Origin of the sequence: Sphingomonas sp. 2SG (assembly GCF_005503285.1) — a bacterium.
Taxonomy (GTDB): Bacteria; Pseudomonadota; Alphaproteobacteria; order Sphingomonadales; family Sphingomonadaceae; genus Sphingomonas; species Sphingomonas taxi.
In genome coordinates, this window is record NZ_SCMZ01000020.1 from 32,193 (window position 1) to 57,365 (window position 25,173).

26 protein-coding genes and 1 pseudogene are annotated in these 25,173 nt (G+C 64.1%); 9 read left to right on the top strand and 18 right to left on the bottom strand.

The window, feature by feature from the left end; all coding sequences use genetic code 11:
* Positions 1 to 309: 309 nt before the first annotated feature.
* The 4 genes from FFS23_RS10150 to FFS23_RS10165 form a co-directional block, all read right to left on the bottom strand.
* Positions 310 to 1,857, bottom strand: coding sequence for an AAA family ATPase (locus FFS23_RS10150; protein ID WP_137898529.1), 1,548 nt, complete (start codon positions 1,855 to 1,857; stop codon positions 310 to 312).
* 16 nt (positions 1,858 to 1,873) lie between these two features.
* Positions 1,874 to 2,473 carry a hypothetical protein gene (locus FFS23_RS10155; protein ID WP_137898530.1) on the bottom strand — a complete coding sequence of 200 codons (600 nt, stop codon included), beginning with the start codon at positions 2,471 to 2,473 and terminating at the stop codon, positions 1,874 to 1,876.
* Positions 2,474 to 2,646: 173 nt separating this feature from the next.
* A complete protein-coding gene (locus FFS23_RS10160; RefSeq protein ID WP_137898531.1) occupies positions 2,647 to 4,359 on the bottom strand; it encodes a hypothetical protein in 1,713 nt (570 codons plus the stop codon).
* A 10-nt stretch (positions 4,360 to 4,369) separates the two neighbouring features.
* A complete protein-coding gene (locus tag FFS23_RS10165) occupies positions 4,370 to 4,819 on the bottom strand; it encodes a hypothetical protein (RefSeq protein ID WP_212742941.1) in 450 nt (149 codons plus the stop codon).
* A 667-nt stretch (positions 4,820 to 5,486) separates the two neighbouring features.
* On the opposite strand from FFS23_RS10165, the gene FFS23_RS10175 reads away from it, so the two are divergent.
* Positions 5,487 to 6,182 carry a hypothetical protein gene (locus tag FFS23_RS10175; RefSeq protein WP_137898532.1) on the top strand — a complete coding sequence of 232 codons (696 nt, stop codon included), beginning with the start codon at positions 5,487 to 5,489 and terminating at the stop codon, positions 6,180 to 6,182.
* 106 nt (positions 6,183 to 6,288) lie between these two features.
* Here the strand turns inward: FFS23_RS10175 and FFS23_RS10180 are convergent, their stop codons facing one another.
* Positions 6,289 to 7,398 carry an alkene reductase gene (locus FFS23_RS10180; protein ID WP_137898533.1) on the bottom strand — a complete coding sequence of 370 codons (1,110 nt, stop codon included), beginning with the start codon at positions 7,396 to 7,398 and terminating at the stop codon, positions 6,289 to 6,291.
* A 356-nt stretch (positions 7,399 to 7,754) separates the two neighbouring features.
* Between FFS23_RS10180 and FFS23_RS10185 the strand changes: the two genes are divergently transcribed.
* A complete protein-coding gene (locus FFS23_RS10185; protein ID WP_249340620.1) occupies positions 7,755 to 8,861 on the top strand; it encodes a helix-turn-helix transcriptional regulator in 1,107 nt (368 codons plus the stop codon).
* A 343-nt stretch (positions 8,862 to 9,204) separates the two neighbouring features.
* Here the strand turns inward: FFS23_RS10185 and FFS23_RS10190 are convergent, their stop codons facing one another.
* Both FFS23_RS10190 and FFS23_RS10195 read right to left on the bottom strand, forming a co-directional pair.
* Positions 9,205 to 10,125 carry an alpha/beta fold hydrolase gene (locus tag FFS23_RS10190; protein WP_137898534.1) on the bottom strand — a complete coding sequence of 307 codons (921 nt, stop codon included), beginning with the start codon at positions 10,123 to 10,125 and terminating at the stop codon, positions 9,205 to 9,207.
* Between the two features lie 4 nt (positions 10,126 to 10,129).
* Positions 10,130 to 10,261: pseudogene (locus tag FFS23_RS10195) on the bottom strand (helix-turn-helix transcriptional regulator); the annotation flags it as partial.
* Between the two features lie 161 nt (positions 10,262 to 10,422).
* On the opposite strand from FFS23_RS10195, the gene FFS23_RS10200 reads away from it, so the two are divergent.
* Positions 10,423 to 10,926: a homogentisate 1,2-dioxygenase gene (locus tag FFS23_RS10200; RefSeq protein ID WP_137898535.1), complete on the top strand. Its 504-nt coding sequence runs from the start codon at positions 10,423 to 10,425 to the stop codon at positions 10,924 to 10,926.
* A gap of 39 nt (positions 10,927 to 10,965) precedes the next feature.
* On the opposite strand, the gene FFS23_RS10205 is transcribed toward FFS23_RS10200, so the two are convergent.
* Both FFS23_RS10205 and FFS23_RS10210 read right to left on the bottom strand, forming a co-directional pair.
* Positions 10,966 to 12,315, bottom strand: coding sequence for a sensor histidine kinase (locus tag FFS23_RS10205; RefSeq protein WP_137898536.1), 1,350 nt, complete (start codon positions 12,313 to 12,315; stop codon positions 10,966 to 10,968).
* Positions 12,312 to 12,986 carry a response regulator transcription factor gene (locus tag FFS23_RS10210; protein WP_137898537.1) on the bottom strand — a complete coding sequence of 225 codons (675 nt, stop codon included), beginning with the start codon at positions 12,984 to 12,986 and terminating at the stop codon, positions 12,312 to 12,314. The genes FFS23_RS10205 and FFS23_RS10210 overlap by 4 nt, the downstream gene beginning before the upstream one ends.
* Positions 12,987 to 13,138: 152 nt before the next feature.
* On the opposite strand from FFS23_RS10210, the gene FFS23_RS10215 reads away from it, so the two are divergent.
* Positions 13,139 to 14,344, top strand: coding sequence for a glycosyltransferase family 4 protein (locus FFS23_RS10215; RefSeq protein ID WP_249340621.1), 1,206 nt, complete (start codon positions 13,139 to 13,141; stop codon positions 14,342 to 14,344).
* Complete coding sequence (locus tag FFS23_RS10220) at positions 14,341 to 15,045, top strand: hypothetical protein (protein WP_137898538.1); 705 nt, start codon at positions 14,341 to 14,343, stop codon at positions 15,043 to 15,045. Before FFS23_RS10215 ends, FFS23_RS10220 begins: the two co-directional genes overlap by 4 nt.
* Before the next feature lie 262 nt (positions 15,046 to 15,307).
* Here FFS23_RS10220 and FFS23_RS10225 read toward each other — a convergent pair whose 3' ends face one another.
* From FFS23_RS10225 to FFS23_RS10245, 5 genes are all read right to left on the bottom strand, one after another.
* Positions 15,308 to 15,571, bottom strand: coding sequence for a hypothetical protein (locus FFS23_RS10225; RefSeq protein ID WP_137898539.1), 264 nt, complete (start codon positions 15,569 to 15,571; stop codon positions 15,308 to 15,310).
* Complete coding sequence (locus FFS23_RS10230; protein WP_249340622.1) at positions 15,568 to 16,083, bottom strand: class I SAM-dependent methyltransferase; 516 nt, start codon at positions 16,081 to 16,083, stop codon at positions 15,568 to 15,570. Before FFS23_RS10230 ends, FFS23_RS10225 begins: the two co-directional genes overlap by 4 nt.
* Positions 16,084 to 16,095: 12 nt before the next feature.
* Positions 16,096 to 16,359, bottom strand: coding sequence for a hypothetical protein (locus FFS23_RS10235; protein ID WP_137898540.1), 264 nt, complete (start codon positions 16,357 to 16,359; stop codon positions 16,096 to 16,098).
* 145 nt (positions 16,360 to 16,504) lie between these two features.
* Positions 16,505 to 17,473, bottom strand: a complete 969-nt coding sequence (locus FFS23_RS10240; protein WP_137898541.1) for a magnesium and cobalt transport protein CorA — start codon at positions 17,471 to 17,473, stop codon at positions 16,505 to 16,507.
* A 331-nt stretch (positions 17,474 to 17,804) separates the two neighbouring features.
* The gene (locus FFS23_RS10245; protein WP_137898542.1) at positions 17,805 to 18,353 is read right to left on the bottom strand and encodes a DUF2188 domain-containing protein; all 549 of its coding nucleotides are present in this window, start codon (positions 18,351 to 18,353) and stop codon (positions 17,805 to 17,807) included.
* A 513-nt stretch (positions 18,354 to 18,866) separates the two neighbouring features.
* Here FFS23_RS10245 and FFS23_RS10250 point away from each other — a divergent pair.
* Positions 18,867 to 19,646 (top strand): SDR family oxidoreductase, encoded by a 780-nt coding sequence (locus FFS23_RS10250; protein ID WP_137898543.1) that lies wholly within the window; start codon positions 18,867 to 18,869, stop codon positions 19,644 to 19,646.
* Between the two features lie 112 nt (positions 19,647 to 19,758).
* Here the strand turns inward: FFS23_RS10250 and FFS23_RS10255 are convergent, their stop codons facing one another.
* The 3 genes from FFS23_RS10255 to FFS23_RS10265 are packed head-to-tail and all read right to left on the bottom strand — an operon-like array spanning position 19,759 to position 22,144.
* A complete protein-coding gene (locus FFS23_RS10255) occupies positions 19,759 to 21,183 on the bottom strand; it encodes a deoxyribodipyrimidine photo-lyase (RefSeq protein WP_249340623.1) in 1,425 nt (474 codons plus the stop codon).
* 47 nt (positions 21,184 to 21,230) lie between these two features.
* Positions 21,231 to 21,725, bottom strand: a complete 495-nt coding sequence (locus tag FFS23_RS10260; protein WP_137898545.1) for a DUF427 domain-containing protein — start codon at positions 21,723 to 21,725, stop codon at positions 21,231 to 21,233.
* Positions 21,722 to 22,144: a Rossmann-fold NAD(P)-binding domain-containing protein gene (locus tag FFS23_RS10265; RefSeq protein WP_137898546.1), complete on the bottom strand. Its 423-nt coding sequence runs from the start codon at positions 22,142 to 22,144 to the stop codon at positions 21,722 to 21,724. Before FFS23_RS10265 ends, FFS23_RS10260 begins: the two co-directional genes overlap by 4 nt.
* Positions 22,145 to 22,620: 476 nt before the next feature.
* Here FFS23_RS10265 and FFS23_RS10275 point away from each other — a divergent pair, with 476 nt between their 5' ends.
* A complete protein-coding gene (locus FFS23_RS10275) occupies positions 22,621 to 22,896 on the top strand; it encodes a peptide-methionine (S)-S-oxide reductase (RefSeq protein WP_502702122.1) in 276 nt (91 codons plus the stop codon).
* Positions 22,897 to 23,159: 263 nt separating this feature from the next.
* Here the strand turns inward: FFS23_RS10275 and FFS23_RS10280 are convergent, their stop codons facing one another.
* The gene (locus tag FFS23_RS10280; RefSeq protein WP_137898547.1) at positions 23,160 to 23,471 is read right to left on the bottom strand and encodes an ArsR/SmtB family transcription factor; all 312 of its coding nucleotides are present in this window, start codon (positions 23,469 to 23,471) and stop codon (positions 23,160 to 23,162) included.
* A gap of 131 nt (positions 23,472 to 23,602) precedes the next feature.
* Between FFS23_RS10280 and FFS23_RS10285 the strand changes: the two genes are divergently transcribed.
* The gene (locus FFS23_RS10285) at positions 23,603 to 24,337 is read left to right on the top strand and encodes a 3-oxoacyl-ACP reductase family protein (protein ID WP_137898548.1); all 735 of its coding nucleotides are present in this window, start codon (positions 23,603 to 23,605) and stop codon (positions 24,335 to 24,337) included.
* A 190-nt stretch (positions 24,338 to 24,527) separates the two neighbouring features.
* Positions 24,528 to 25,091 (top strand): CREC-EF hand family protein, encoded by a 564-nt coding sequence (locus FFS23_RS20715; RefSeq protein WP_137898549.1) that lies wholly within the window; start codon positions 24,528 to 24,530, stop codon positions 25,089 to 25,091.
* The last annotated feature ends 82 nt before the right edge of the window (positions 25,092 to 25,173 follow it).

The window sequence follows — 25,173 nt, forward strand, 5'->3', positions numbered from 1 at the left end:
GAACAAGGCGGCGGTCTTGCTCAAGCCTCTTTCCGACTCGAGTAATGATATACGAGCTAGCGAGCGCGCGGTCCTCGCCGTTCTGGCGGACGCTGGATCCACCGCAGCTAGAGAAATGGTAGCAGCGTTTGCTACACCGCGAGATTAGACCTAATCTCAGATTATATCGGCTGCAGCTTTTGGGATCAGAGATCAGCTCATCGAACGGCAACTTTTGGGCGCATAGCTGCCGACGACTCGCCTCTGGACAAACGGCCGCTTAGCGCCGCCGCCGTCCGAAAGCGGACAGGCCGGTTTCCACCCAAAGTCTCAACCCAACAGCACTGCCCGCCTGACGGGCGCCCTGTCCGACGGCGTGCCGATCGGCGATCCGGACGCAGGCACCGCACGTTCGCGACCCCACGCGCGTATTGCCTCGATCCGCTCCGGGCTGGTCTTGGACAGAGGCACGACGTTGCGAAAGCTGCTACGGAAGAGATCATCTCCAATGGCTGCGTCACCGTGTAGGAACGCCTCCTCCACGACGTCCTTGACGGCCGCTTCGATGTCTGCGCCGGCGAACCCGTCCGACAGACGAACAAGTTCATCCAGTACCTCGTCCGATAACGCGCCCAGCCTGCCATTGCGGACATACAGCCCGATTATGTCGCGCCGTTCATCCGGCGTGGGTAGATCAACGAAGAACAACTCATCAAACCGCCCCCTTCGCAGCAACTCTGGGGGCAGCTTGCTGACGTCGTTCGCAGTGGCGACCACGAACACCCGCGCAGACGACTCCTGTAACCAAAACAGGAATTGGCCAATCAGCCGCGTCGTGACCCCGCTGCTGTCGCTCGACGATGCACCGAGCCCCTTCTCGATCTCGTCGATCCAGAGGACGCACGGGGCGACACGGTCGGCGGCCGCCAAGGCCTCGCGCAGGCGGCCCTCGCTCTGTCCGACATACATGCCCATCAGGTTCGCCAGATCCAAGCGGTAGAGTGGCACTTCGAACCTGGCAGCGATCGCCTTGGCGGACAGCGATTTGCCGCAACCAGGGACGCCGACCAGCAGCACGCCGCGGGGTGGCCTGATGTTGCGCTCGCGGAGATCGGCGGTGAGGAGCGGCCGCTTGCGCTCCAACCAGGCCTGCAGCCCCGACAGACCGCCGACCTGGAGAACGTCCGGTCGGACCTCGACCCGTTCGATGCCGCTCACGTCAGAGAAGATGTTGTCCTTCGCGCGATTAAGCTCGGCAAAGTCCGCCTTCTTGATAGCCCCCTTGGCGGCGACCATGGCGATGATGTTCTCCGCTTCGATCTGGGTCACACCCGCGAGCGTCGTCGCCGCCCGCACCTCGTCCTGTTCGTCCCAGTCGATGGGCATCATGCCCCGATAGTCTGCGATCTGCGCACGTATGCTTGCAAGCATCTCGTCCTGATCGGGCGGAGACAGCCTGAGCGCCATGCCTTGCCTCTGAAGCTGGCTCCAGATTGGTTTGGTAGCGATCGCCACTATGGCACCGCTCTTCTCGGTGGCTAGGATGACCGTGTCGAGCAGCTGTCTAGCGAATTGAGAGTCGGTCTCCACCTCGTCGAGTTCGGTAAGCACAAAGGTCAGGTTCTGCCGCTGCATCATTTGCTGCGAAGCGTGGTCGACCGCCCCGACCACCGAGCGATCCTCGTTGACGACGCGCTCCGTGGCGATGTCATATGTGCCTTTCGACAGCGTGTGCACGAACGCCTCGGTGCTCTGCCGTCGACAGATGTCGCGGATCAGCTCAAGCGCGCGTTTGCGTTCCGTCGTCTGCACTAGCACGAAGGGAACGCGTGCCTTGAACACGCGGGTGAAGGCGTCGACAAAGTCGGCGGTGTTCATAAAGCTGCTCGTTCCTTCAAATCAGTATGCGTCTGCGCTGCGAGGCGCCGTCAGGCGCTCCGACGATCGCCCGCGCCTCGGCTGGATCGGAACCGGTCCCCGTGACTGTTCTCGGCGGAACAAGACCAACCCTGTCGAGCGGGTTGTTGCGGATGGCGGTCGCCAGCCGCCCCGTCCTGTCCTCGGCGGCGTTGCGAAGAAGGTTCTTCTGCCGTTCCGCCACATGCTGGTCTATCAATCCCGACAGCGCTTCCCGCATGGTTGCCGGCCAGCATGGCAACTCCGCATATCGCCGCAGCAGCACGAAGGCGCCCCTGGCATTTAGGATGGCGCGGACGGCATCCTGTTCGGAGACGATACGACGCAGCCCCGTCTGGAGCATCGCGCCGACGCCGGCCAATCGCTGGGCTAGCGTCTCCGTCGCGCGACGACCGATGTTGTCGATGGTGGCACTCGACACGTTCAGGTCGGATATCGCCGCTTGCATAAGCAGGCCATCGTCGTCTCCGCCCCTGGCGAACGCCTCGAACCAGAGGCTCCAGTCGGCATATGTGACTAAACGTGCGCTTTTGCGCTCGCCTTCTTCATCCGCGGACCTGCGACGGAACAATTTCATCGGCGGCGTAGGAATTGTGTCGCGGGAACGAGGTCCCATTCGGGCATGGCGCGGGCTAGGGGATCGACGGGTCTGACGTCGCCCTCCGCGCCTTTCAAGGACGTTGCCCCTGCCAGAGAAGGGCGACGTCCGGCCGTCGATCCGTTGCTGCTGTCCATCGGTCGTCTCTCCAATCAGGCCACGTCGAGAATGCGCCGGACGCCGTCCTGCGGCGCGGCCAAGTGCGAGTCGGACGATATCGCGCCGATGTAGGCGGCCGTCTCGTCGAAGCCTCCATCCTTCGACGCGAAGTCACGTCGCCATTCCACGAGCTCGGCTATGCAGCCGCGCAGGATCGCCGTCTGGGCGATACGCCGCTGTTCGAACGCATCGCGTATGGACGCCCGCCGCTTGTCGAGACCGCGATACTCGAGGAACACCCAACCGATCATAAGCAGGCCGATGCCAGCCAAGAGCCAGCCTCCGCTCAGACCGGCGTAGACCATCAGCGCGCCGATGGCGCCTACGATCCAATGCTTGGGTTGCATCTTGACCTGCGCCACGGCCTCCTCCTTCAGAACTGATAGGTGGCGCTCGAGATCGTCGACCAGAGTGTCCTCGTCATGCCCATCGGCCGTGGTGCCGCTCCAGCCGTCGATCGCCAGGTCAACGATCCCTGGCACTGCCTGACGCGTGGCGAGCGTGACGTCCGAATATGCATCTCGCAGCCAGTCCCGTGACAGGGCGAGAGCCAAGCGCTGCGATGCGAGCGTCGCGCCCGACTTCTCGGCGTGCATGGCGGCGTTGGTTAGAAGCTGCGTAAAGCTGACCTCCTCCTCCAGCGCGCCCTGCTCCAGCGCGAACTTCTTCTGCGCGTCCGTACGACTGCCGCCCTCCTGAATGATCAGCTGCAGGAGCGCCTCCTCGCGCCTCAAAGGCAGTTCCGGCTCATCGTGGTCGGAAACCAGCCGCTCCAGTTGAGCGTCGACCGCGTCGATCAGTCGGGTGGCGGAAGGCAGCGGAGCCTCGTAGATACCCTTGAGGTACGCGAGAACGTCGGCGTTCAGAAGCGACCTGTTCAGTGACTCGTCGAGGGCTGGCCATGTTGAACTGTGCTGAGACAGCTGCGGATAGCTTATAGCGTGGCTCGACGACCCGATCCTGAACTCGAGAGCGTCGCGCCACTGCTGACGCTGTGTCTCCACGAAGCCAGCGCGCGACGCCAGTTCCTCGATCCAGCCGTTGAAACGTTGGCGGCACCGCATCTGCACGTCGGACGCGAACACCCCGCCGGCGGTCGCATCGATGAGCACGATCGTCTGACGCTTGAGCTCGAAAGGGTTCTGCTGCCCAAGATAACGGTCCAGCCATGTCCCACACGCCGCGTTTCGCCCTGCGCGACGGCAGACCAGGGCGAAGAACAAGCTCGTCTTTTCGTCGTCGCGGCGAAGTGCCTCTGCGAGCGCGCGCTGAGCCAGGTCTTGTCGATCCTGGATCCACGCGGACAGAGCGACCAGCGCCGGAGCCAGCCAGTAGCCTGGCGCGAGAAGCATCAGCTCCTCGGTAACTCCGTTAATCGTGTCCTGCCGGACGATGCCGATGTCGCTTGCCTGCAGAAGTCCAGTGGCGGTGCGCCTCACGTCGCCATGGTGACCGAAGTCACGCTCTAGCTCCTGACGAATTTTGACGAGTCGCGTCTCTGCAAGCCCGACCTCGGTGGCTCGCTCGTAGCGCAGCTCGAAGGCGTGGAACTGCTGCTGGAGGTCGGCCAGCTGTCCCCGCGTCACCGTAACCGCCGTATCGACGGCAACCACCTGGGCGCTCACTCGGTCCACGCCTTCGCCGAGACTGCCGAGCGCGCTCGCGATCCGGGTGAGATCTGCTGCCTGGATGATCCGATCTGACATCTGCCCCCCCTTAGGTGTTCGAAATCGAAATGGTGCCGTCCATTGCGATGGCCACGATGCGGTCCGAATAGACCTCGATCGTCGCGTAACGTCCGGAAGCCGCGAGCCCTCGTGCGCGCTCCAAGCCGCCGGGCAAGGCTTCGCCCTGCTTGAAGTGGCGCACGATCTGGCCCGAGAGATCTAGAATGTGCACCTCATACGGTACACCGAGGTAGCATTTTGCAACCCAACCGAGCGGCCAGCTTGCGGGCCCGTCTGGGAACTCGGCCTTAATCGCGTCCTGGATCGCCGCCATGCGCGCTGCGTCGACGACGGCGCCCCCGCTGTCTAGCTGCCTCAAGGCGTCGAGGTAGCGGCTCGACCGAGAGCGTCGAAGGCTCTCTCCAATCACCGTGGCGCTTCTCGAAGCCTCGGCATCCATGTTCACGCCGGACTTTACGATCGTGTCGCCGATCAGCAAGTTTCGCCCCATGCCGTAGGTCTCCCCGGATTTTTGCGAGCTTTGATCATCGTGTCAGCTTTTGCAATCCACAAAAGAACGTCAGCCGCATCAGTGTGTGATCAGGACCAAGCACCATAAATCTGGTCCAGAAAGGCTTGTGATAGGCTTAGTTAAGATTGAGCTAACATCGTTCGAGCGTTGCATCGGAAACAGGGTTAGCCGCGACCCTTTCTAAAGCTAAGTGTTTGATCCCACGTTTTGACGGTGCGATCATTCGCCCGAATGAAAGGAAACCATATGAGACAAGTACGTCATGGGTGCGTCACGACCACGCACGCCGTCCGAGCAGCAACACAGCGATTACAAGCTTTGCTCGCGACGCCGAGCCGGGAGCTGGGGGCTCATCTCATAGGACGGTTGCAAAGTGGCGCAAGCGGGCAACCGTTGAGGACCTGATGCGTGGCGTTCGAGCGCTTGTCTACCTGTCCCCCTATTGTACCAGTCACTGTGGAACTCGCTGACAGACGGGTTGTGTGACGACGTAGAATCAATTGGTTAGCGCGTGGCAAAAGCAGGTCAGGAATCCCGTCTCGCCGAACATCCGCTTACAAGCCTTAGGTTTCGCGTCTTAACGACGGCGATTAGGGACGGTTGTACCCCCGACTGTACCCCTTGAGGTGGCGGAATGGGCTTTTCGAGCGTGGCGCTGCGCGGCAGTCGCTATTGGTGGCGGAGGAAAATGACGGTCGCGGGCGTGCGGTTAACGCTGGCGTTACCGTTGGGCGCAATGAGCTTCGCAGACGCGCGGGTCATTGCCTTGCGTCTCGGTTCTGCGGCGGAAGCATTGCGCATGGGTTACGGTCAGTTGTCGTCGGGGGTGAACCCCGATCAGCTTAAGAAGGTGTTCAGCGACGCGCTGCGCTGGCAGTTGCAGCGTATTCTTGATGATCAGGTCGCCAGCAGTAGCCCCGCCATCGATCATGCCAGCCTCAACTCTCGCTATGCCGAGGCGTGGACCTTTCTGTCGAAGCGTGGCGTCGATGCGAAATGGTCCCTCGATGATCACGAGCACCTGATCGACAACGGCTGGAACAGTTGCGAGGCGAAGGCCGTCGCCGATACGGTCTTCGACCTTCAAGGTGGTAGCCCCTTCTCCGGGCAGCGGATCGAAAGCTGTGTCGCTACCTTCGGGATCGCCCCGACGACCATGGCCGTCGGCCGCGGTGCGGGACTTGCCGGCGCCGCCTTGCGGGGTATCGGGGATACGCCGACCGGCAGGTCCTCGGCATGGGCCGGTTCACGCCGAGGGTGGTTTCGAGAAGCCAGCGTCAGCGTCTGCCGGGTCGGCGCGAACGCCGTTTTCGCGACCAATCAAGCGTAAACTGCCGCCGCAGCCACGATTTCGCACTTCAACCTCCAAAATCCCCGCCGACGATCGAGCCTTCGAATGGGCTCGATCCTACAGCGGCTTCAGAAGTGGGATCGGTTCAGCCGCGATCCCGTTCGCCGCGCATCGTCGGCCAGTCGGAATAGCCGACCGAGCCGCCGCCATACCAATAGTCCTTCGGCGCCTCCGCGAGCGGCGCGCCGGTGCGCAGGCGATCAACGAGGTCGGGATTGGCAATGAACGGTCGCCCCATGCTGAACAGGTCGGCATCGCCCCGCGCCAGAACCTCCTCGGCCAGCGCCAGCGTGTACTGGTTGTTCGCGATGTACGTCCCGTCGAAGCGCTTGCGCAGCGCGGCGAAATCGACGCCGTCCGCGTCACGCGTCTGCTGCGTTACGCCCTCAATGTCGTGGACATAGAGCAGCCCGCGCTGCGACAGCGCATCGACATAGGTGCCGAAGGTTTCCATTACGGTGCTGTCGAGCGGCGTCTCGCCAGGCATCGTCGTCGCCGGCGACAGCCGGATGCCGACACGCCCCGCGCCCCACACGCCGACCACCGCGTCAACGACTTCAAGCGGGAAGCGCAGACGGTTCTCGATCGATCCGCCATAGCGGTCGGTGCGCTGGTTGGTGCTGTCGCGGACGAACTGTTCAAGCAGATAGTTGTTCGCCGAATGGACCTCGACCCCGTCGAAGCCAGCCGCCTTGGCGTTGCTGGCGGCGCGGCGGTAGTCCTCGACGATGCCTGGGATCTCGTCGGTCTCGAGCGCGCGTGGCGTGACGTGGTCCTTCATCCCGTCCTTGGTGAACGCCTGGCCGACCGGCTTGATCGCCGACGGCGCAACCGGCAGTTCCCCACCCTGCAAGTCCGGATGGGAGATGCGCCCGGTGTGCCACAGCTGAAGGAAGATCACGCCACCGCGATCATGGACAGCCTGCACGATCGGGCGCCATGCCTCGATTTGCTCGTCGTTCCAGATCCCCGGTGTCAGCGCATAGCCGACCGCCTGCGGCGAGACGTTGGTCGCCTCGCTTATGATGATCCCGGCGTCAGCACGCTGCGCGTAATAGTCGGCGGCGAATGCGGGCGGGATCCCGTCGTCGTCGGAACGGCTGCGCGTCAACGGCGCCATGACGATGCGGTTGCGCAGCGACAAGTCGCCGATCTCGACGGGCTGCAATATGGGCGATGCGGAATGGTCAGGCATGGTCGGTGATGTCCAGCAAGCGGTAGCGGATGAGGAGCGCTGAACGGACAAACTGCCATTACGGTCCGGAATTCGGCCGAAATTACTATTGGCTCTCTCGATCACGACACGACGCAGCTGGCGAGTCGGCGATCGTCTATCGCCCCCTATGCCACCGTGACCTGTGTTTGGTCGCTCACCGGTGGTTCATGGCCCACCGATCCCCGAAATTCGTCAGCGCCCGCAGGCGAGCCCGACCATGGCCTCTTCGGCGATCTCCGCATGCCGCCGGAACAGACTGGTACCCTGTCAGAGTACTAGAGCGGTACCAGAATGCCAGAGTTGGTACTTCGCCCATAGGCGCTACCATAAGCTGCATGAAGACAGACGAGATAGACGACAACATGCGGGCTGCGATCCGGCGCCTGACGGACGGCGAGCGGGAGTGTTTGAGGCGTTGTCTGGCCCATCAGACAGCTAAGGAAATGGCGATCGATCTGGGTGTCTCTCCTCACGCTGTCGAAAAGCGCCTGAAGATGGCGCGTGCCAAGCTGGGCCTGTCGTCCTCGCTCGAGGCGGCCAGGCTGGTGGCCGCGGACGACGCGTCCAACCGCTTGGTACCCGAAACGTCTGGCCTGTCCCGAGCCACTGCGATCGTGGAGGAGGTTCCCGCCGCCTTCTCTCCCCCGTCGAGCACGCGGGGGGAGCGGCGCCACTCCATCTACATCACTCCGGGAGCGATCCTTATGATCCTAGTCGCGGCAGCCGCCCTTCTCGTCTGGCTTCAAGCATCTGGCCATGCCGGCCAACAGGCACTTCAGCCCGGTGCCGGCGATGCGCCGTCTGCAGTATCAACAACCGCAACGCCACTACCAGGCACTGAAGATGCGCTCCGGCAGCTTGTCGCCGGTCTCGCGAGTGGCTCACCCAATTACGAGAAACTGTCGCCCGAGTTCGCCGCGGTTGTTCGCCGAGATCTTCCCATGACACGCCCCATGTTCCAGGCTCTCGGCGAGCTGAAATCTGTAACGTTTCGCTCGCGCGGCATGAAGAACGATGACGTCTACAATCTCGTTTTCAACAATGGCGAGGTCTTGATGTCGGCCGCACTCGATGCGGAGGGCAGAATGGCCGGCGGCATATTGCAACCGGGCAACCGCATTCCTTCTTCGACGACGCCATCACCGGGCACCGAGGCTGCGCTAAGACGCCTGGTCGCCGGCTTGGCAAGCGGCTCGCCGGACTACGACAGGCTTGCCCCCAAATTCGGTGATCTGGTGCGCCGAGATATGCCGATGTCACACCCCATGTTCAAATCCATGGGGGAGCTCAAGTCGATTACCTATCGGGGCAAGGGCAAGATGGGGGATGACGTTTACGATCTTGTATTTGCCAATGGTGGCGTGTTGATGTCCGCGGTTCTCGACGCGAATGGCCGTATGGCCGGAGGATTTATCGCTCCACCTGGCACACCTCTTCCTTAAGCCTACGAAACTACGCAGCGGCAGCTCTCATAGATCTGACCGCTCACGCATCCGGGGCGAGGTCGCGTCTCATAAATGGGCCTCGACCTCGCTTGTTCGCTCAAGGAGCAATATATAAGCTGACGAGATGCCCATCACCGCCGGCGTAGCACCTGCGATGAGAGCAATACCGTGGAATATCGATCGAACGCGCCAGAAGCGGGGGCGGTAGTCAGAAATACGGGTCAGCGGTCTTCCACTGCGACACCCTCCAGATGTTGCCCGCGGGGTGGCGAACCCCGCCCTGTCGATCGCCGTAGGGTATTTCATCGACGTCCATGATCGATCCGTATACGTCGGCAGCCTATCTGGCGTTCGCGAACGCCGTCACCGCCGCCTGAAACGCGGCGGGCTGGTCGAGCATCACGAAGTGCGCAGCGTCGCCAATGTCGATGAAGGTCACCTGTGGCGCATCGGCGTAAGCGCCCTTGTACATTGCTTCGGCCAAAGGCTTGGTCTGCCCGCCGGCGCCCCATGGATAGACCATCGTGATCGGCGCCGTAATGTCCTTCATGACGGGACGAAGGTCGGTGGTCAGATCCTCGTACATCGCCTGTCCAGACACACGTGGGTCGGCGGCCTTGGCCCAGGCGGCAATCTTGGCGCGCGATTCCGGCTTGGCGGCGAGCCGGTCGGCGATCGCGGCCGCCGCCGCCTCGTTCACAGGCTTGCCGTAGCTCGCGACCTGCGCTTCGCGCATGGCGCGCGCCTGCGGCTCGATCAGCGTGGTGGTCGCGGCGGGGGAGTAGAGCGTGCCGATGAACGGCAGCGAATCGACGATCATCAGCTTACCCGCGTCGGTCGGATGCGCTTTGGCCAGCATCATTGCGGCGAGCCCGCCCATCGAATGCCCGACCACTGCGGCGCCGGCGATCTTCTCTTTGGCGATGAAGGCGTGGAGGTCGGCGACGATTCCGTCGAGCACCCCCGGTGTCAGGTTCGCGCCCGGCGCGTCGCCACCGAAGCCGTTGACTTGGACGACGAAGACGCGGTGGCTCTTCGCGAGCCCCGGCACGACGCCGTCCCAGACGGCGCGTGGGGAGGACAGGCCCGGGATCAGGATCACCGGGCTGCCCCTGCCGGTCGCGACGATGGAGATGTGGTCCATCCGGACCTCGGACGATCGAGCGGGTGCAGCGGGCGAGGCATGGCTTGGCGATGGCTGGAGGACGACGCCGAGCGTGAAGGCGACGGCGGCAAGGCGAAGGCCGAATATGCGGTTCATGGATCTACTCCTTCGACGGGCTGATGAAGATGGTTTCGATGGGAAGCGCGAAGAGTTCGGCGATGCGGAAGGCGGGCGGGAGCGAGGGGTCGTAGCGCCCGGTCTCGATTGCGTTGTCGCTCTGCCGACTGACCTCAGGCATTACGAAGCTCCTTCGAATCGCTGTGAAGGACGCTTTACATGGCAAGCATGCTTTACGTCAAGCGTGCTTGACGAACCTTGCGAACGAAGAGACCGTATCTGGTCAGATACTAAGCTCGCTCGTATGCATCGCCATCGCCCAACGGAGAAGACGCCATGCCGCTCGCTCTCGCCCTCCTGCTCGCCACACCACAGTCGATGGCCATGCCGATGCAGACCACACCCTGTACCGGGGGTCCCACAGCGTTGCCGGCAGGTATGGGAGGATGGGCGCAAGCGCAGCCAGCAAAAGCGGCCGCACGTGGCGAGGCAGCACCGGCGCTGACGCTCGGCACTGGTATAACCGCGACGCTGCTGCCGATGTCGAAAATTACTTTTGCCATTCGTCCGGGGAAGCCCGGTGGCTCGACTAGTAACGGCGGGATCTTTGCGTTCGTGGTGCCGACCGCCGGTCGCTACCGCATAGCCCTCGGGGCCGCTGCCTGGATCGACGTTCTGCGCGGGACCACGCCGGCCACATCGGTTGCCCATGGCCATGGTCCTGCCTGCTCGACAGTTCGCAAGATGGTCGACTTCGATCTGCAACCAGGACGGTATCTGTTGCAGGTTGCTGGGAGTGATGCGGCGTCGTTGCGGCTGATGGTGTCGCGCCTTTCGTGAGCATTGTCGCACTGTCGCGAAGCGGCCTGGGCGCACATATCACGCCTGTTTCTTGAATTGGATCGTGAATCGTGTCTGCCCTGGCTGCGAGTCCAGAACGACCCTGCCGCCGTGGATTTCCGCGACGCGCTGCACGATCGCCAATCCAAGTCCGGCGCCCACCGCCGAGGTGCGATCACGTCGCCAAAATCGCCGAAAGACTTCATCCTGTTCGGCCTGCGGAATACCGGGACCGTCGTCGGTGACGGAGAGGCTGGTGGGACCGAGGCGGACATCGATCCGCGTGCCCGCAGGCGTATGCTTGACCGCATTTTCGAGCAGCGCCCCCAGGGCGCGGGCGATGAATTGCGGCTGCGCGAGGATGACGACCGGCTCGTCGGCATCGTGCAACGCGATCGACTTGCCGCCGCGAAAGACCAAAGGTGCAATTCCGGCGATGCTCTCCCGTGCGAGTTGCGACAGGTCCACCCTTTCCAGCGGCAGTGTATCGAACGATTCCATCTCGGCGATATCGAGTAGATAGCCGACGGTCCGTGTCAGCGAGTCGAGATCGCCGATCAATGCATCGCGCAGCGCCGCATCGGCGATTTCACCGGCGCGGACGCGCGCGACGGTGATCGGCGTGCGCAGCTCATGCGCCGCGTCGGCGGTGAAATCGCGCTGCATCCGCAGGCTGTCGGTCAGACGGTCGAGCGCAACGTTGACCGCCTCGGCGAGCGGGCGGACCTCGAGCGGGAGGCGCGGATCGGTCAGCCGCACGTCGAGCCGCGTCGGCGCGATGGTGCGAACCAGTGCCGAGGCGCGGCGTACCGGGCGCAGTGCCTGCCGCACGATCAGCGCGTCGATTGCGAGCAGGATCAGCAACAGCGGCAGCACGATCAGCACGCCATAGAACAGGAACTGTCGCACGATATCATCGACGATATTGGCGGGATGGTCGAGATTTTGCGTCGCTACCAGCCACATCGACCGCCCCCTCACGACGACCGGTACGCTCAACCCCGAATAGACGCTGTGACGCGAGCGTCGGGAGAAATAGGCGGCCTCCGCCTTGCGCGGTATGTGGCGGAACATGATCGGCGGCGCGGGGGACGAGGCCAGCAGCGCGCGGCCGCTACGATCGACCACGACATAGCTCATCCCCGCCGCCGTGCCGGGCGCGACCGCATCGCGCGGTATCGCGATGCCCGGCCTGCCGGTGCCGTCGATAACGAGCGCGCGCTGCACCGCCATCGCCTGCGAGCTTAAGGTCTGCCGTTCGAGATGGTCCGCGGTGGCTTCGAGAAACAGGTAGACGCCGAGCGATACGGCGAGCGCGGTGACGATCACCGCCACCCCGTGCCACAACAGGATGCGCGACAGCAGCGAGCGGGGGTCGACGATCCTCACGCCGATGCGACCAGCATATAGCCAACTCCGCGGACCGTGACGATCTGCGCGCTCGCCGCCGCCTCGGCCAACCGGCGGCGCAGGCGGTGGACATACACTTCGAGCGCGTTCGAGCCGAGTTCGTCGCCCATGCCGAACAATTGCGCTTCGAGCTGGCTCTTGGCGACGACGCGGTCGTGCCGGTGAATGAGCGCTTCCAGCACGCTGAGCTCGCGCGCCGACAGCACCGTCACGACGCCGGCGATGCGGACGTCGCGTGATGCCGGGTCGAAAACGATATTGCCGCAGACGATCTCGCGATGCGCGACCATCCCGCTCCGCCGCAGCAGCGCCTGGACGCGTGCGACCAGTTCCTCCGGCGCGAACGGCTTGACGAGATAGTCGTCGCCACCGGCATTGAAGCCGGACACGCGATCGGCGACGCTGCCGTGCGCGGTCAGCAGGAGGACCGGGGTCGGATCGTCGCGCATCCGCATCGCCCGCGCCACCTCGCGCCCGTCGCGATCGGGCAGGCCGATGTCGAGGATGACCGCGGCATAATGACCGACATCGAGCATCAGCAGGCCGTCCTCCGCGGTGCCGGCATGATCGAGTGCGAGCCCCGCGCCCTCGAACACGCGGCGCAGCATCCGCACCAGATCGGCACTGTCTTCGATGATCAACAAGCGCATCGTTGCTCCGGCTAGCCCAGTTGCCCCGCCCTGTCTTCGCCGGCGCGACGTAAGGTTCACGTAATCCAGCGGATTTAGCCGATCTCCAGCACCCGCGCCGCCATCGCTGCGGCGACGGCCGATCCCTCGCTCTCGAGATGGAGTTTTCGACAATGGCGATCGCCGCCACCCGCGCGCGTCCGATTCCGCTTGATCCGATGCCCGGCGCGCAGACCCGGCCCGCCATCCGCATCGCGCTGTTCTCGGGCAATTACAATTATGTCCGCGACGGCGCCAATCGCGCGCTCAACCGGCTTGTCGAAGACCTTGAACAGCGAGGCGCACACGTTCGCGTCTATTCACCCACCGCCCCCGATCCCGCCTTCGCGCCTAGCGGCACACTGGTCTCCGTGCCATCGATCCGTCTTCCCGGACGCGGCGACTATCGCCTCGGCCTTGGCCTGTCCTCCCGGCTGCGAAGCGACATCCACAGCTTCAAACCGGACCTGATCCACGTTTCGGCGCCCGACTGGACAGGGCTCGCCGCGCAGCGCCTCGCGCGCGCACTGCACGTGCCACTCGTCGCCAGCCTGCACACCCGGTTCGAAACCTACGCCCGATTTTATGGTGCAGGCCTCGTCCGTCCGGCGATCGAACGCCATCTCCGGCGCTTCTATCGCAAGTGCGATTGCATTCTTGTGCCGACCTACCCGATCCTTGACGAATTCGCCGCCGAAGGTCTCGGCGAGGTGGCGCGACTGTGGAGCCGCGGCGTCGACCGTCATCAATTCGATCCCGCCCGCCGTGACCTATCGTGGCGGCGCGTCAACGATATCACCGGCGACGACTGTGCCGTCCTGTTCTTCGGCCGCCTCGTCCGGGAAAAGGGGCTGGCGGACTATGTCGAGGTCATCGACCGGCTGGCCGGTGCCGGCGTCGCGGTCAAACCGCTCGTCATCGGCGATGGACCGGAGCGCGAATGGCTGCGGCAGCGGCTGCCGGCCGCGCGACTGACCGGCCATCTTGACGGCGCCGCGCTCGGCCGCGCTGTCGCCAGCGCCGATATTTTCTTCAATCCAAGCGTCACCGAGGCGTTCGGCAACGTCACGCTGGAAGCCATGGCGAGCGGCCTACCGACCGTCAGCGTCGATGCGCCGAGCGCCGCGGCCTTGCTCGATCACGGCGGCGGTCTCCTTTATCCGGCGGGCGATCTCGATGCCGCGACCGAAGCGCTCGCCCGTCTCGTCATGTTTCCCGAGCGGCGCCGAGCGATCGGCCGGCGGGCGCGCGAGGCAAGCGCCGGCTATAGCTGGGATCGCGCCTCCGCCATGGTATGGGACGCCTTTACCGAATTGCTTGCGCGCGGGGCGACGCGATGACCCGGCTGTGGTTCGGTCTCCTGCTGCTCGCGGCTTTCCCCGCCGATGCCGAAGCACAGGACGCGCCGGTGATCGCCGAGCCGATGGTCTTCGACCTCGTTCGCCCGCTCGGCGCCCGGCGCGGCGAACTGGAGGTCAACGCCTTGGCGCAGCGCAGCCTGTCCGGTCCGCATCGGACGGTCGAATGGGCGCCCGAAATCGAATATGCCTTTACCGATAATATGGCGATCGAGCTCGAGCTGCCGTTCGAGGATCGCCACGTCACCGACTATAAGCTCGGCCTGCAAGGGACGTTCGGCCAGTTCAATCGGGGCCGCGGCATCCACGGCGTCCAATATCTCGGCCTGTGGAACCGCGAGCATCGTCGCTTCCAGAGTTCGGTGCTGTACGTGGTCGGCAATCGGTTCGGACGCAGGACCAGCACGCTTACGATGGTCGGCATCGGCGATGTCGGCGCGGCAGGCGCCGAGACCCGCGCGTTGCTGATCAACCATACCAGTTTCTACGATATCGCCGCCGCGAGTACCGCGGGGGTCGAGGTCAACCTGAGGATCGGCCGCGCGCGTTCGACGCTGGTGATGCCGCAGCTGCAACAGGGCCTGAGCCGGCGGATTCAACTGCAGTTCGGCCTCGGGGCGGCACGCGACGAGGACAGCGCGTGGCGGCCCCGCGCCGGGCTTCGCATGGTGCACCAGCTATGAGCATGCTTGCCGGCTATCCCGCCCGACCGGCCCGGCTCGCGATCACGCTCTGTCGTCTTGCGGCGCTCATCGGCACGGGTTGCGCGGTTCAACCTGCCTCGGCAGCGCTGCCGGGCGATGGCCGTTGCGTCGCCGGCGCGGGGCCGTTCGTCACGGTCCGGGTCGAGGGCCTTCATTGCGCCAGAGGGCGGTTGAAGCTCGAACTGTATCCGGCGGACGATGCTGATTTCCTGCGCAACGACGGCGATCTGCTCCGCGAGGATCATAAGTCGGAATCGCCGTCACGCTTGAGGCGTCGGCGAAGTCGGGCGGCGTGCAGCACGTCGGCGGTGTGATAATGCCCACGTCGCTCGGCACGGAGTGCCTGGCCCACCCGCTTGCCGTGGATCATCAGCGGCATGCCGACGAAGGCCAGGAAGAAGAAGCCAATCATGAGCGGCGAACCGTCGAGCGCGAGCGACATCGCACAGGAGCCTGTCGTCAGGACGAAGCCAACCGCCTTCCATTGCAGGTCGCGACGAGTCATGCCGCCGCCTTCACGAACGTACCAGGCGCCGGATCACCGATGATGAGGTCGCCTGCAGCAGCCACCGCCTCGCGGATGCCCGCTTGCAAACCGCCTGATGATTGGTCGTGCCATAAAACGATATCCGCCGGGAAGTCGGCCTCTTCGGCGAGCGCCTCCACCGTATCGGCGACCTCGAAGCGAAAGCCTATCGCCGGATCACACAGACGGTTGGCCGCCACCCGCGCCCGCCCGATGCGCGCCGGCGAGTGGTCGATCCCGCGTGCCTCGATGCCCGTGAAGCCCATGGCGTGAGCGTGCCGCGCCGCCACGATAAGAAGCGTACCGCAGGCGCACTGGGCATCGAAGATACGCACCGCATGGCGACCGCGCTCCCGCAGTTCTCCGAGGGCTGCAGCGATCTGCGGCCAACGTCGGTCGGCGCGAGCGGTTCGGCAGCCGGGTGCCTGGGAGGCGCGACGATACGCGCGGATACACGTCGGCATCGTGCCGACCGTCATCTCGGGTGTCATGTTCGGATCCTGTCAGGCGGCGCGAAGGGGCATATGCCCTTCGGCTGCGACGGGACCGAAGGGGATGAGCGGCACCATGGGCAGCGCGCTCAGCTCAAGGCGTGCATGATAGATGTCGCGTTCGGCATGTGCGAAACTCAGCGCCGCACTCCGGGAGACGAAACGGCCCTCCAGCTTCCTGCAATTGTCCTGCACCAGCCAGTGACCCGCCACATCTTGACCGACGTAGATGACGAGCCCGCGTTCGTCGGGCTCCGCAATGGGTTCAGACGACATGTCGCCTCGATTGCCTCTATGATCGGGCGTCCTGCGCCCGCCCGGCATAGCTACGCAGCCGCGCATAGCCATTCGAGGTCGATTTGCGGAGACGGCATAGCGCGCGCATAGCATTGCAAACGGTTCGTCGCATTCCAGCCGTCGGCTAGAGCCAGCGTGCCTTCCTGAATTGCCAGTATAGCGACACGCAGACGGTCAGGATGACGCCCAACGTCACCGGATAACCGTAGGGACTATGCAGTTCAGGCATATGCTCGAAGTTCATGCCATAGATGCCGGCGATGGCGGTCGGCACCGCGAGGATTGCCGCCCAGGCGGCGAGCTGGCGTGTAATCGTGCCGGTGCGCTGTTGCTCGATCAGGTTGCTGAACTCGAACACCGACGTCAGGACTTCGCGCAAGCCGCTGGCCATCGCTTCGACCCGGCGGACATGGTCGAGCACATCGCGGAAATAATGGCGCGCTTCCCCATCGATGCACGGCAGGTCGTTCTTGGCGAGCTTGCGGGCGACCTCCTCCATCGGCACCAGGATACGGTCGAAGCGCATCAGCTCGCGCCGCAGCGCGAAAATGCGCGCGATCTCGGCGCGGTCGAGGAACGTGTCGAGCATCCGCTGCTCCATCGCGGCGACCTCGTCTTCGAGCGCCGTCACCAACGGCAGATAGCCGTCGACGATGAAATCGAGGATCGCGTGCAGAACGTAGTCGCAGCCCTGGCCGAGCAGATCGGGCGATGCTTCGAGATGCGCTCGCAGCGGCTTGTGCGAGCGGACCGAGCCCTGCCGCACGGTGATGATGTGGCTATGCCCCAAAAAGACGGCGGTCTGGCCATAGACGATATGTCCGCCGTCGAGATAGGCCGTGCGGCCGATGGCGAAGAGCTGGTCGCCGTAGACGTCGACCTTGGGCAGCTGCCCGTCCTTCAGCGAATCCTCCACCGCAAGAGGATGGAGACCGTAGAGCTGCCGAAGCTGATCCACCTCCTGCGCGCACGGATCGGTCAGCCCGATCCAGACGAACTCAGACCGATCGATTGGGCAGTCCACGCGCTCGTCGATGGCAATCTCGCGTACCCGGCGGCCATGCCGGTATAGATAGGCAGCAATGACAGGCATTGATGTCGTTTAACGCCGCGGCCGGATGGTGACAGCGCTTTGATGTCGCGGGCAACCCGTCCCTTCGCTGGCGTGCCGGCCGGCCGATGCCTGCCCTGAAGCCGCCGCGTACCGCGTCTTCATCACCAAGGCACCATATCGCGTATCGTAGGCGCGCCCGGCTGGTGTGATCGGCGCTATCAGTCTCGAGCGGAAGCTGGGATATGGCGCGCATCCTGCTAAACCCGCTGACCGATCTCTACGCCTGAACAGCGCCCTACCGTGGATGACGAGCAGCAATCCGAGACACCCCAACAAGAACGTGGCGAGACCGCAGAGGCGGTGGCCCATGTCACGCATTGCCGGCATATCTGTTGGACCGCTGCACGCTTGGCAGTCTGAGACGCCTCTCAAGCCGGCGAGGATGGCCCGATGACGACGCGATTGAAATGGCCTGACGCTGCCGCCGCTGGTCGCGCGCGTAATGCTGGGCCGCTTGTCTTGTGGGAAAACGTCCGACCAGCCGCCTATCGCCGCCTCGCACCGTCCAGTCGCCGTCGGCATCCATACCGACGACCAGCATCTCGACATCCGACCTGTCCATCGCAGTTGCAAACTCCGGTTGAAGATACGATTGCGTTATGGCTTGAGGCCGGTGCTGCCACCGCTGGCTCACCTCGATTGCATCGAAGAGATGACGACCGAGAACGGTCATGGCGCTGCCCGCACTCGCACCCAAAAAGCCGGCCGTGGCCAGGCCGTAGGCGAGCGCTCCTGCCGATCGAGGCCGGATGTGCATGGCTGTGAGATGCGCGATCGCAACGTAGGCGATGCAACAGAGAAGTGCGCCGACAGCACGGAGACCAAGATCGACGGGTTGCTGACGATGTGGAGCAGGCATGCCACAATCCTTGTTGTGGCAGTTCAGCTATCGCGCGCGACGTAGCATCTCGAGATTGATTTTAGATTTCTTCATAGTGCCGGCATAGCGATTGCTGTCTCGCTTGCGCTTCGAGCGGCCATTCAGCACGACGTACCCGGCCGGCCGTCGATAGCATTCCGGGATATTCTTGCACATTTACGGCATCCACCGACCTCATTGGCGCATAGATCGACGGCAGGCATCGATGATAGCGGTATTCGGCAGGCCATAGCCGTTCGAACCCGGAAGCCGACTGCCAAACCAATTTGTGCGCTCACCATCTTCGGACACCCGTCCATTATGCTGTCACGGGCGATTGGTGGGTATCGCTTCCGCTTTCGCCCAGTTGCAGTCATTCAGGACAGGTTGAGGCTCTACCGAACTCGGTCGCTCGTTCAGGTATGTCGACGCGCCGGCTCAGGCATCAATGAACGATCCGGTGCGGCGATCATTCTGAGCCGACGACCTTTCCCCGATGCGGAGCGACCAACCATGAAGATTAGCGGCAACACAATCCTGATGACGGGTGGAGGAAGCGGTATTGGCGAAGCGCTGGCGCACCGCTTCCATGATCGCGGTGACACGGTCATAATCGCCGGGCGACGCCAAGAGGCGCTTCAGCGGGCGGCAGATGGGCGTGATCGCATCCATACAATAACGCTGGATGTCGAAGACGCTGCGCAAGTCGACGATTTCGCCAAGCAGGTCGTTGCCGACTTTCCGGCGCTGAACGTGCTGTTCAACAATGCCGGCATCATGAAGTTTGAGGATCTGACGGGTCGGCGCGACCTGGCCGACGCCGAAGCGACGCTGGCGATCAACATACTCGGCACGATCCGGCTGACGAACGCGCTGATCGACCATCTTATGGGTCAACCCGATGCCGCGATCGTCACGGTCACCTCGGGCCTTGCATATGTGCCGCTGGTGGCGGCGCCGACCTACTCGGCGACCAAGGCAGCTATCCACTCCTACTCAGTCTCGCTCCGGACCCAGTTGGCGGGCAAGATCGAGGTGATCGAGCTGGCCCCGCCGGGCGTGCAGACCGACCTCACGCCAGGCCAGGCGAACCGACCAGGCTACATGCCGCTCGACGCGTTCGCCGATGCTGTCGCCATGCAATTCGCCCAGCAACCTACGCCAGCCGAAATCCTTGTCGACGAGGTCCAGTTCCTGCGTCAGGCCGAACGCGATGGCCGCTTCGACGAGACGTTGAAAACGCTGACGGAGCGCGCCGCCAAGCAGCGTGAAGAGGGTAACCAACCGAACTGAACGTGCTGCCCGTCAGGTGGTCGGCCACAGGCCCTCCGACATGCGTGAGAACCTGTCGCCGCAGCGACCTTAAAGCAAAATCGCACGCCCTAAAGACCGATTCCACTATGCTTTAGATCGTCGGCTCGCCGGTGAGATACGGATCGACGGGCACCTCCACGGGAGTCGATACCTGCGGGACAGGCCTTGACGCGGCGGCCGATAGCCATGCATCGCCGCCCGCCCTGCGGCGGGTAGAACCGTCGCCGCGGGTCGCGACGCGGCCGTAGATCGGCCGCTCGCGGTCTGATGGGGAGCTGGCGAACATGGCGGCGATATTGCCGTACGTCGACGGATCGCGACCATCGAGGCTCAGTCGATCGTTGAGATAGCAGGCGGTCGCCCATGCCGCCTCGGGACTGGGCGTCATCGCCAGGAGGCGCTTGCCCCAGTACATCCGCAAGTTGTTGTGCATCCACCCGTCGGCCAGAAACTGCCTCTGGCAGGCGTTCCAAGTTTCGTCGCGCGTCTCGCCATGAAGCAGCGCCTCCAGCGTCTCCAGCTCGGGCCTTGGATCTCCGGCATGAGCTGAGAGCGTCTGCAACGCCCATGCTGGTATGCGATCGTAGCGTTCCGGTGCGGCGAGCGCCCGCGCCTGGAAGTGGAACCATTCGCGCCAGCCGAGCAGCTCATCGGCAAATTTGCGCTTGTGTTGGCTGCCTGCGTCAGCGGCAGCGACGGCGGCCATCACCTCTCTAGGACCGAGCACGCCAAAGTGCAGATAGGGCGACAGCCCGCTCGCGCCGTCGGGCCGGGTGGCGTCGTTGCGGGTCGAGGCGTAGCCGGGTAGCACCTGAGTTGTCAGGCGACGCAGCCGGTCGGCCGCCGCACCCCGCCCGGCCGGATGCATGGCGCTGACCGGCAGCGTGTGATCGATCGCGAGCCCGGCGACCAGGCCGTCGAGATCGCATGCGTCCAAAGCATCCGGGACGAACGGCACCGGTCCCTTATAGACCGGCAGCTGCGGCGCCACGTCTTGCGTTTCCATCCAGCCGTCACGCTCGGGCTCGTGGCGGCGCAGAAAGGCCGACCGGCCGCCGATGCCGTCACCCAGCACCGCCGGTGGCACCAGGCAGGCGGCATCGACCGCGTAGACGGGCACGGCGGTGCGGATTGCGACCCGCCCGGCCTGCCAGCGCGCGACGAAGGTCGGCTGATCCTCCAGCACGATCGCCGCCGCCTCGGCCCCGAGGCGATGGACGAGGCCTTTTTCCCGGTGGCCGGCCCTGTCGATGTGCTGAACGCAGGCGAGGCCGCGGTCGCGGCACTCGGTCCCCAAATCGCGGCTGGCTCCCAGGATGAAGCGATGCAGCCGGTCGGAGGCGTAAGGATAATCCTCGCGTACGCCATGATAGACCAGCACCGGGAGCCCAAGTGCGTTACCGAGACGGATGCTCGCATCGATCACGGGATTATCGCGCGCGCGCAGCGCCTGCTGGAGCCAGCAGAGAACGTAGCGGCCGTCAGGCTTCCCTACGCGCTCGTTCAACGCCCGCACGCGCGGTGCCTCCCACCAGTCGTGAAGGCCGGGGGGCAGAGGGGGCGTCACCATCCCATGCTGCCCGGCGCGCCCTTGAACGGCCCGGCGAGGTCGGACGTGATCCACCCGCCGTAGAAGCCGCCCGGCTGGGGACGGACCTGTTCGCCGCCCACCGTGCAGTGATCGAGCGGACCGGCGTAGAAGGCGACATGGTCGCGCATCACGGCGAAGCCCGGCGTCGGATCGGGATAGCTCCACGCCACGTCGCGCAAGAGCTCGCCGCCGATCATCAGGTGCCAGTAGACCGCATGGCCCTTCCACTCGCAGAACGATTGTCGCTCCGACCGTCGCAGGAGGCCGAGCGTCAGATCGACCGGCGGCAGATACCAGGTAGGCGGATGGCTGGTTTCCCGCGTCCGGACGGCTGCATGGGTGTCCGCGACGAGGACGCCGTGATGTTCGATGCGGATGTGCCGATCGCTGGGCTCGGCGATGGCGGGTCGGGGATAGCGCCACACGCTTTCCTGACCGGACGCGACCGGATCTGGACGCGGCCTCATGCCCGCGCCTCACGCCGGGCCAGCCATCGCTGCAGGTGCGGCCGGAACCGGTAGGGCGCGCCCTCGCGTGCCGGTTCGTAGAGCAGCCGGTCGAGATCGCCACGCAGGATCTCCACCTCCGCGGTAGGACCGTCGGCAACCGTATCGTTGGTTAGAAACTCCGCCGTGATCTTGCCGTTCTTATTTACCCAGGCAGTGCCCTCTTCGCCCATACTAAGGTCCAAAGCCGCCTGCTCCAGCGCCATGTGGCGCAACACCTCGCAGCCGACACCGCGCACGTCGATGTTTTGGCCGCCAGTGCGCAACCCGGGCGTGCCCTCGAACACAGTGACGCCGAAGCCAGCGCGCTCCAGCCACCAGGCAGCGGTGTTGCCGGCGACGCTCGCGCCGGTGATAAGAATGCGACGGGTCATCGGCATGTTACTCCTTACCCGCCCAACGAACGGGAGCGAATAAGTCGCACGACTATCATGGATTACCGTGCTCGCTTTCAGGCGGCATTTGGCTGGTCCGATCCACATCCTGCCATTCGTCGCCAGGCAGGCGCCGCCCGAAAGCCGTCATTCGATTAGGTGACCCGTCGTGACCGGCTAGCTGCTGGAGGTCAGCACCGATCATCCAGATAGGCTGCAAGTTCCTCGGCCGTCCCGTTCGGAAAGGATTGCCGCAGGAACTCCAAGAATGCCGACACCCTGGCGTTCAGCAAGCGACGCGAGGGGTAAAGCGCCCATAGCGCGATGCGTGAGCTCTGGACATCGCCCCACACGATCAGCCGCCCTCGTGTGATGTCCCGGCTGACCAGAGACAGGGGGTAAGCGCGCCACGCCGGTACCATGACGCGCCGCATCCCGGATCATCACCAGCGAGAACAAGCGGAGCACTGGATTGACTGCAATTGCGTGTTGCCCATCGGCGGTGTCGATCGTCCAGCTGCTCTCAAATTCGCGGTCGCACACCACGGCAGAAAAAATGCCGCCGGCCAGCGTCGGGGCTCTGGCCGGGCAAGGTCGTCACCGAGCTATCCCCGGCAGGCGATTTCTGGGAGGCCGAGCCGGAACATCAGGATTACCTTGAACGGAGACCCAACGAATACACGTGTCACTTCGTCCGGCCGAAGTGGAAACTTTTACAGCGTACGCCTGCTGCCGGAAGTGAGATCGCTACAGCCTGACTGCCGGCAGACCAGAGCAAGTCTCAATGCGGCGGTGGGGATCCAGTCCCGGCGGTTCGCACGTCCCTTTTCGCTGCCCGAAACCTGCCGCCCATCCATGTCAGCGAATAAACCGCTTAGTCACGCAGCACCGCTTCCAGTTCGCCGCTGTCCAGCGCCGGCCGGAGCCAACCCTGGGATAGAGATACTACTCCACCACCCGCGACCGCTTCGTTCAAGAGCTGATCCGCCGCGCCAACCGAGCTTGACGCGTTTGGCGACAATTAGGCGGGCCGGTTGGCGAGGACCGCGTCGAGCAGGCCGGGAAAGCGCTTATCGAAGTCGTCGCGCCGCAGCGTGTTGATCATCTCGCGCCCAGCCTGCGTCGTCTCGATCAGTCCCGCGGCGCGCAGCAATTTGAGGTGGTTCGACAGCGTGCTTTTGGGGATCGTCTCGCATGGCGCGGCGTCCGTGCAGCTCAGCCGTTCGGTCTCCGCAAGCCGTGCCACCATGCCAAGCCGATTGGTATCTGCCAGCGCGTGCAGCGCCAGATCGAGCGGAACGTCCTCCAGCCGGGGGTGGGTGAAGCGGGGCATGCAGAAGATATAGAGCACCGCCGCGAATTTAATAGTTCGGGAATATTGAACCGTTGGAACGGCACGCCATCTTCCTGCCTGCCGGTAGCGCACGACATCGCAATCGCCGGCGACACTTTTGGAGAAAGCACATGTCACTTCAGGGCAAGAAGGCGCTAGTCACGGGCGGATCGCGCGGCATCGGTGCGGCGATCGCCAAGCGACTGGCAGCGGATGGCGCGAGTGTCGCGATCACCTATGCCGGCAACAAGGCCGCTGCAGACGCCACCGTAGCGCAGATCGAAAGCGTCGGCGGCACGGCGTTCGCCTTCCAGGCCAATGCCGCCGATCCAGTATCGCAGCGCACGGGCGTCGAGGAGGCCGCCGCTGCCCTTGGCGGGATCGACATCCTCGTCCACAATGCCGGCGTGGCCGAATTTTCCATCGTTACCGACGATACCGACGAGACCTATGATCGCCAGTTCGACGTCAATGTGAAGGGTTTGCATGTCGGCACGCGCGCCGCGCTGCCGCATCTCAGCGATGGCGGCCGGATCATCCTGATCGGCAGCATCTCGGGCGAAATGGCCTTCCCCGCGACCACGGTTTACAGTGCTACCAAGGCGGCGGTCGCGGCGCTGGCGCGGGGCTGGGCGAAGGATCTCGCTCCGCGCAGCATCCTGGTCAACACCGTGCAGCCGGGACCGATCGACACCGACATGAACCCCGCCGACAGCGAGTTCGCGGGGCAGGTGCTGCAAGCCATCCCGCTCGGCCGCTACGGCAAGGTCGAGGAGATCGCGGGCGCGGTCGCATTCCTCGCCGGACCGGATGCAAGTTATATCACCGGTACCACGATCAACATTGATGGCGGCGCAACCGCTTGAATGATGCCCATCGCTCTCCGCTGCGAAGCTCAGGGAGAGCGATGGCACTCGGCAGCATGATACGGAGAGACCAGAACCGGTCGTTCCGAGCGGCCCGCCGGCGTTCTAGCTCCTGCCATTGGTTCATATCGTAAGTCGCAGATCATCGAGGGTTACATCGGGCGATTGATTGGCCTTTTGGCGGTAGCGGATGGTGGCTTGCCGGCACCGGTGTGAGCGCCAATCTCCATATACAGGTCATCATCTTGTCACTCTCGGTGGCCCACACCATCCCATATGGTCCTGCTTTCCTTATTCATCGGCATGTCCGCGGCCGTCGGTCAAACCCGTGTACAGAACAGATCTGCTGCAATCGCTTCACGAGAGAATGGACGCCAATCACGATGGCTACGTCACCTTTCAAGAGCTTAGCGCGACAGCACGTTCAATGGTGGTCCCAAAGGGGACCCTCCCCGCCCCATCCGTCGAGAGCCGGGTTGCTCGCCGACAGTTTGACTTGGCGGATGCCGACCATGACGGACGGATATCGCTCAAAGAAGCCGTTGAAAGCGCAGATCGATCGTTCGCCGACGCCGATACGGATCATGACGGTATTCTGAGCCAAGAGGAGCGCGGCGCCTACGCCGCTCAAATTCTATTTGCCCTGCAAGCCGAAATGTCAGGGTGGAAGGCTCCGCCCTGCCAAGCAGGTGCAGCCTGCGGGACAGCCTTGCCCCGCTCCCGACAAGACGGCGCTGGATCTAAACGTCCGTAGCTTTCGAGTAGCGGCTTACGAGGCTCGTTGATCGGCGCCACTGGTGGCCCCGCAGTCCTACAGCCCCTCCGCCGATCAAAGG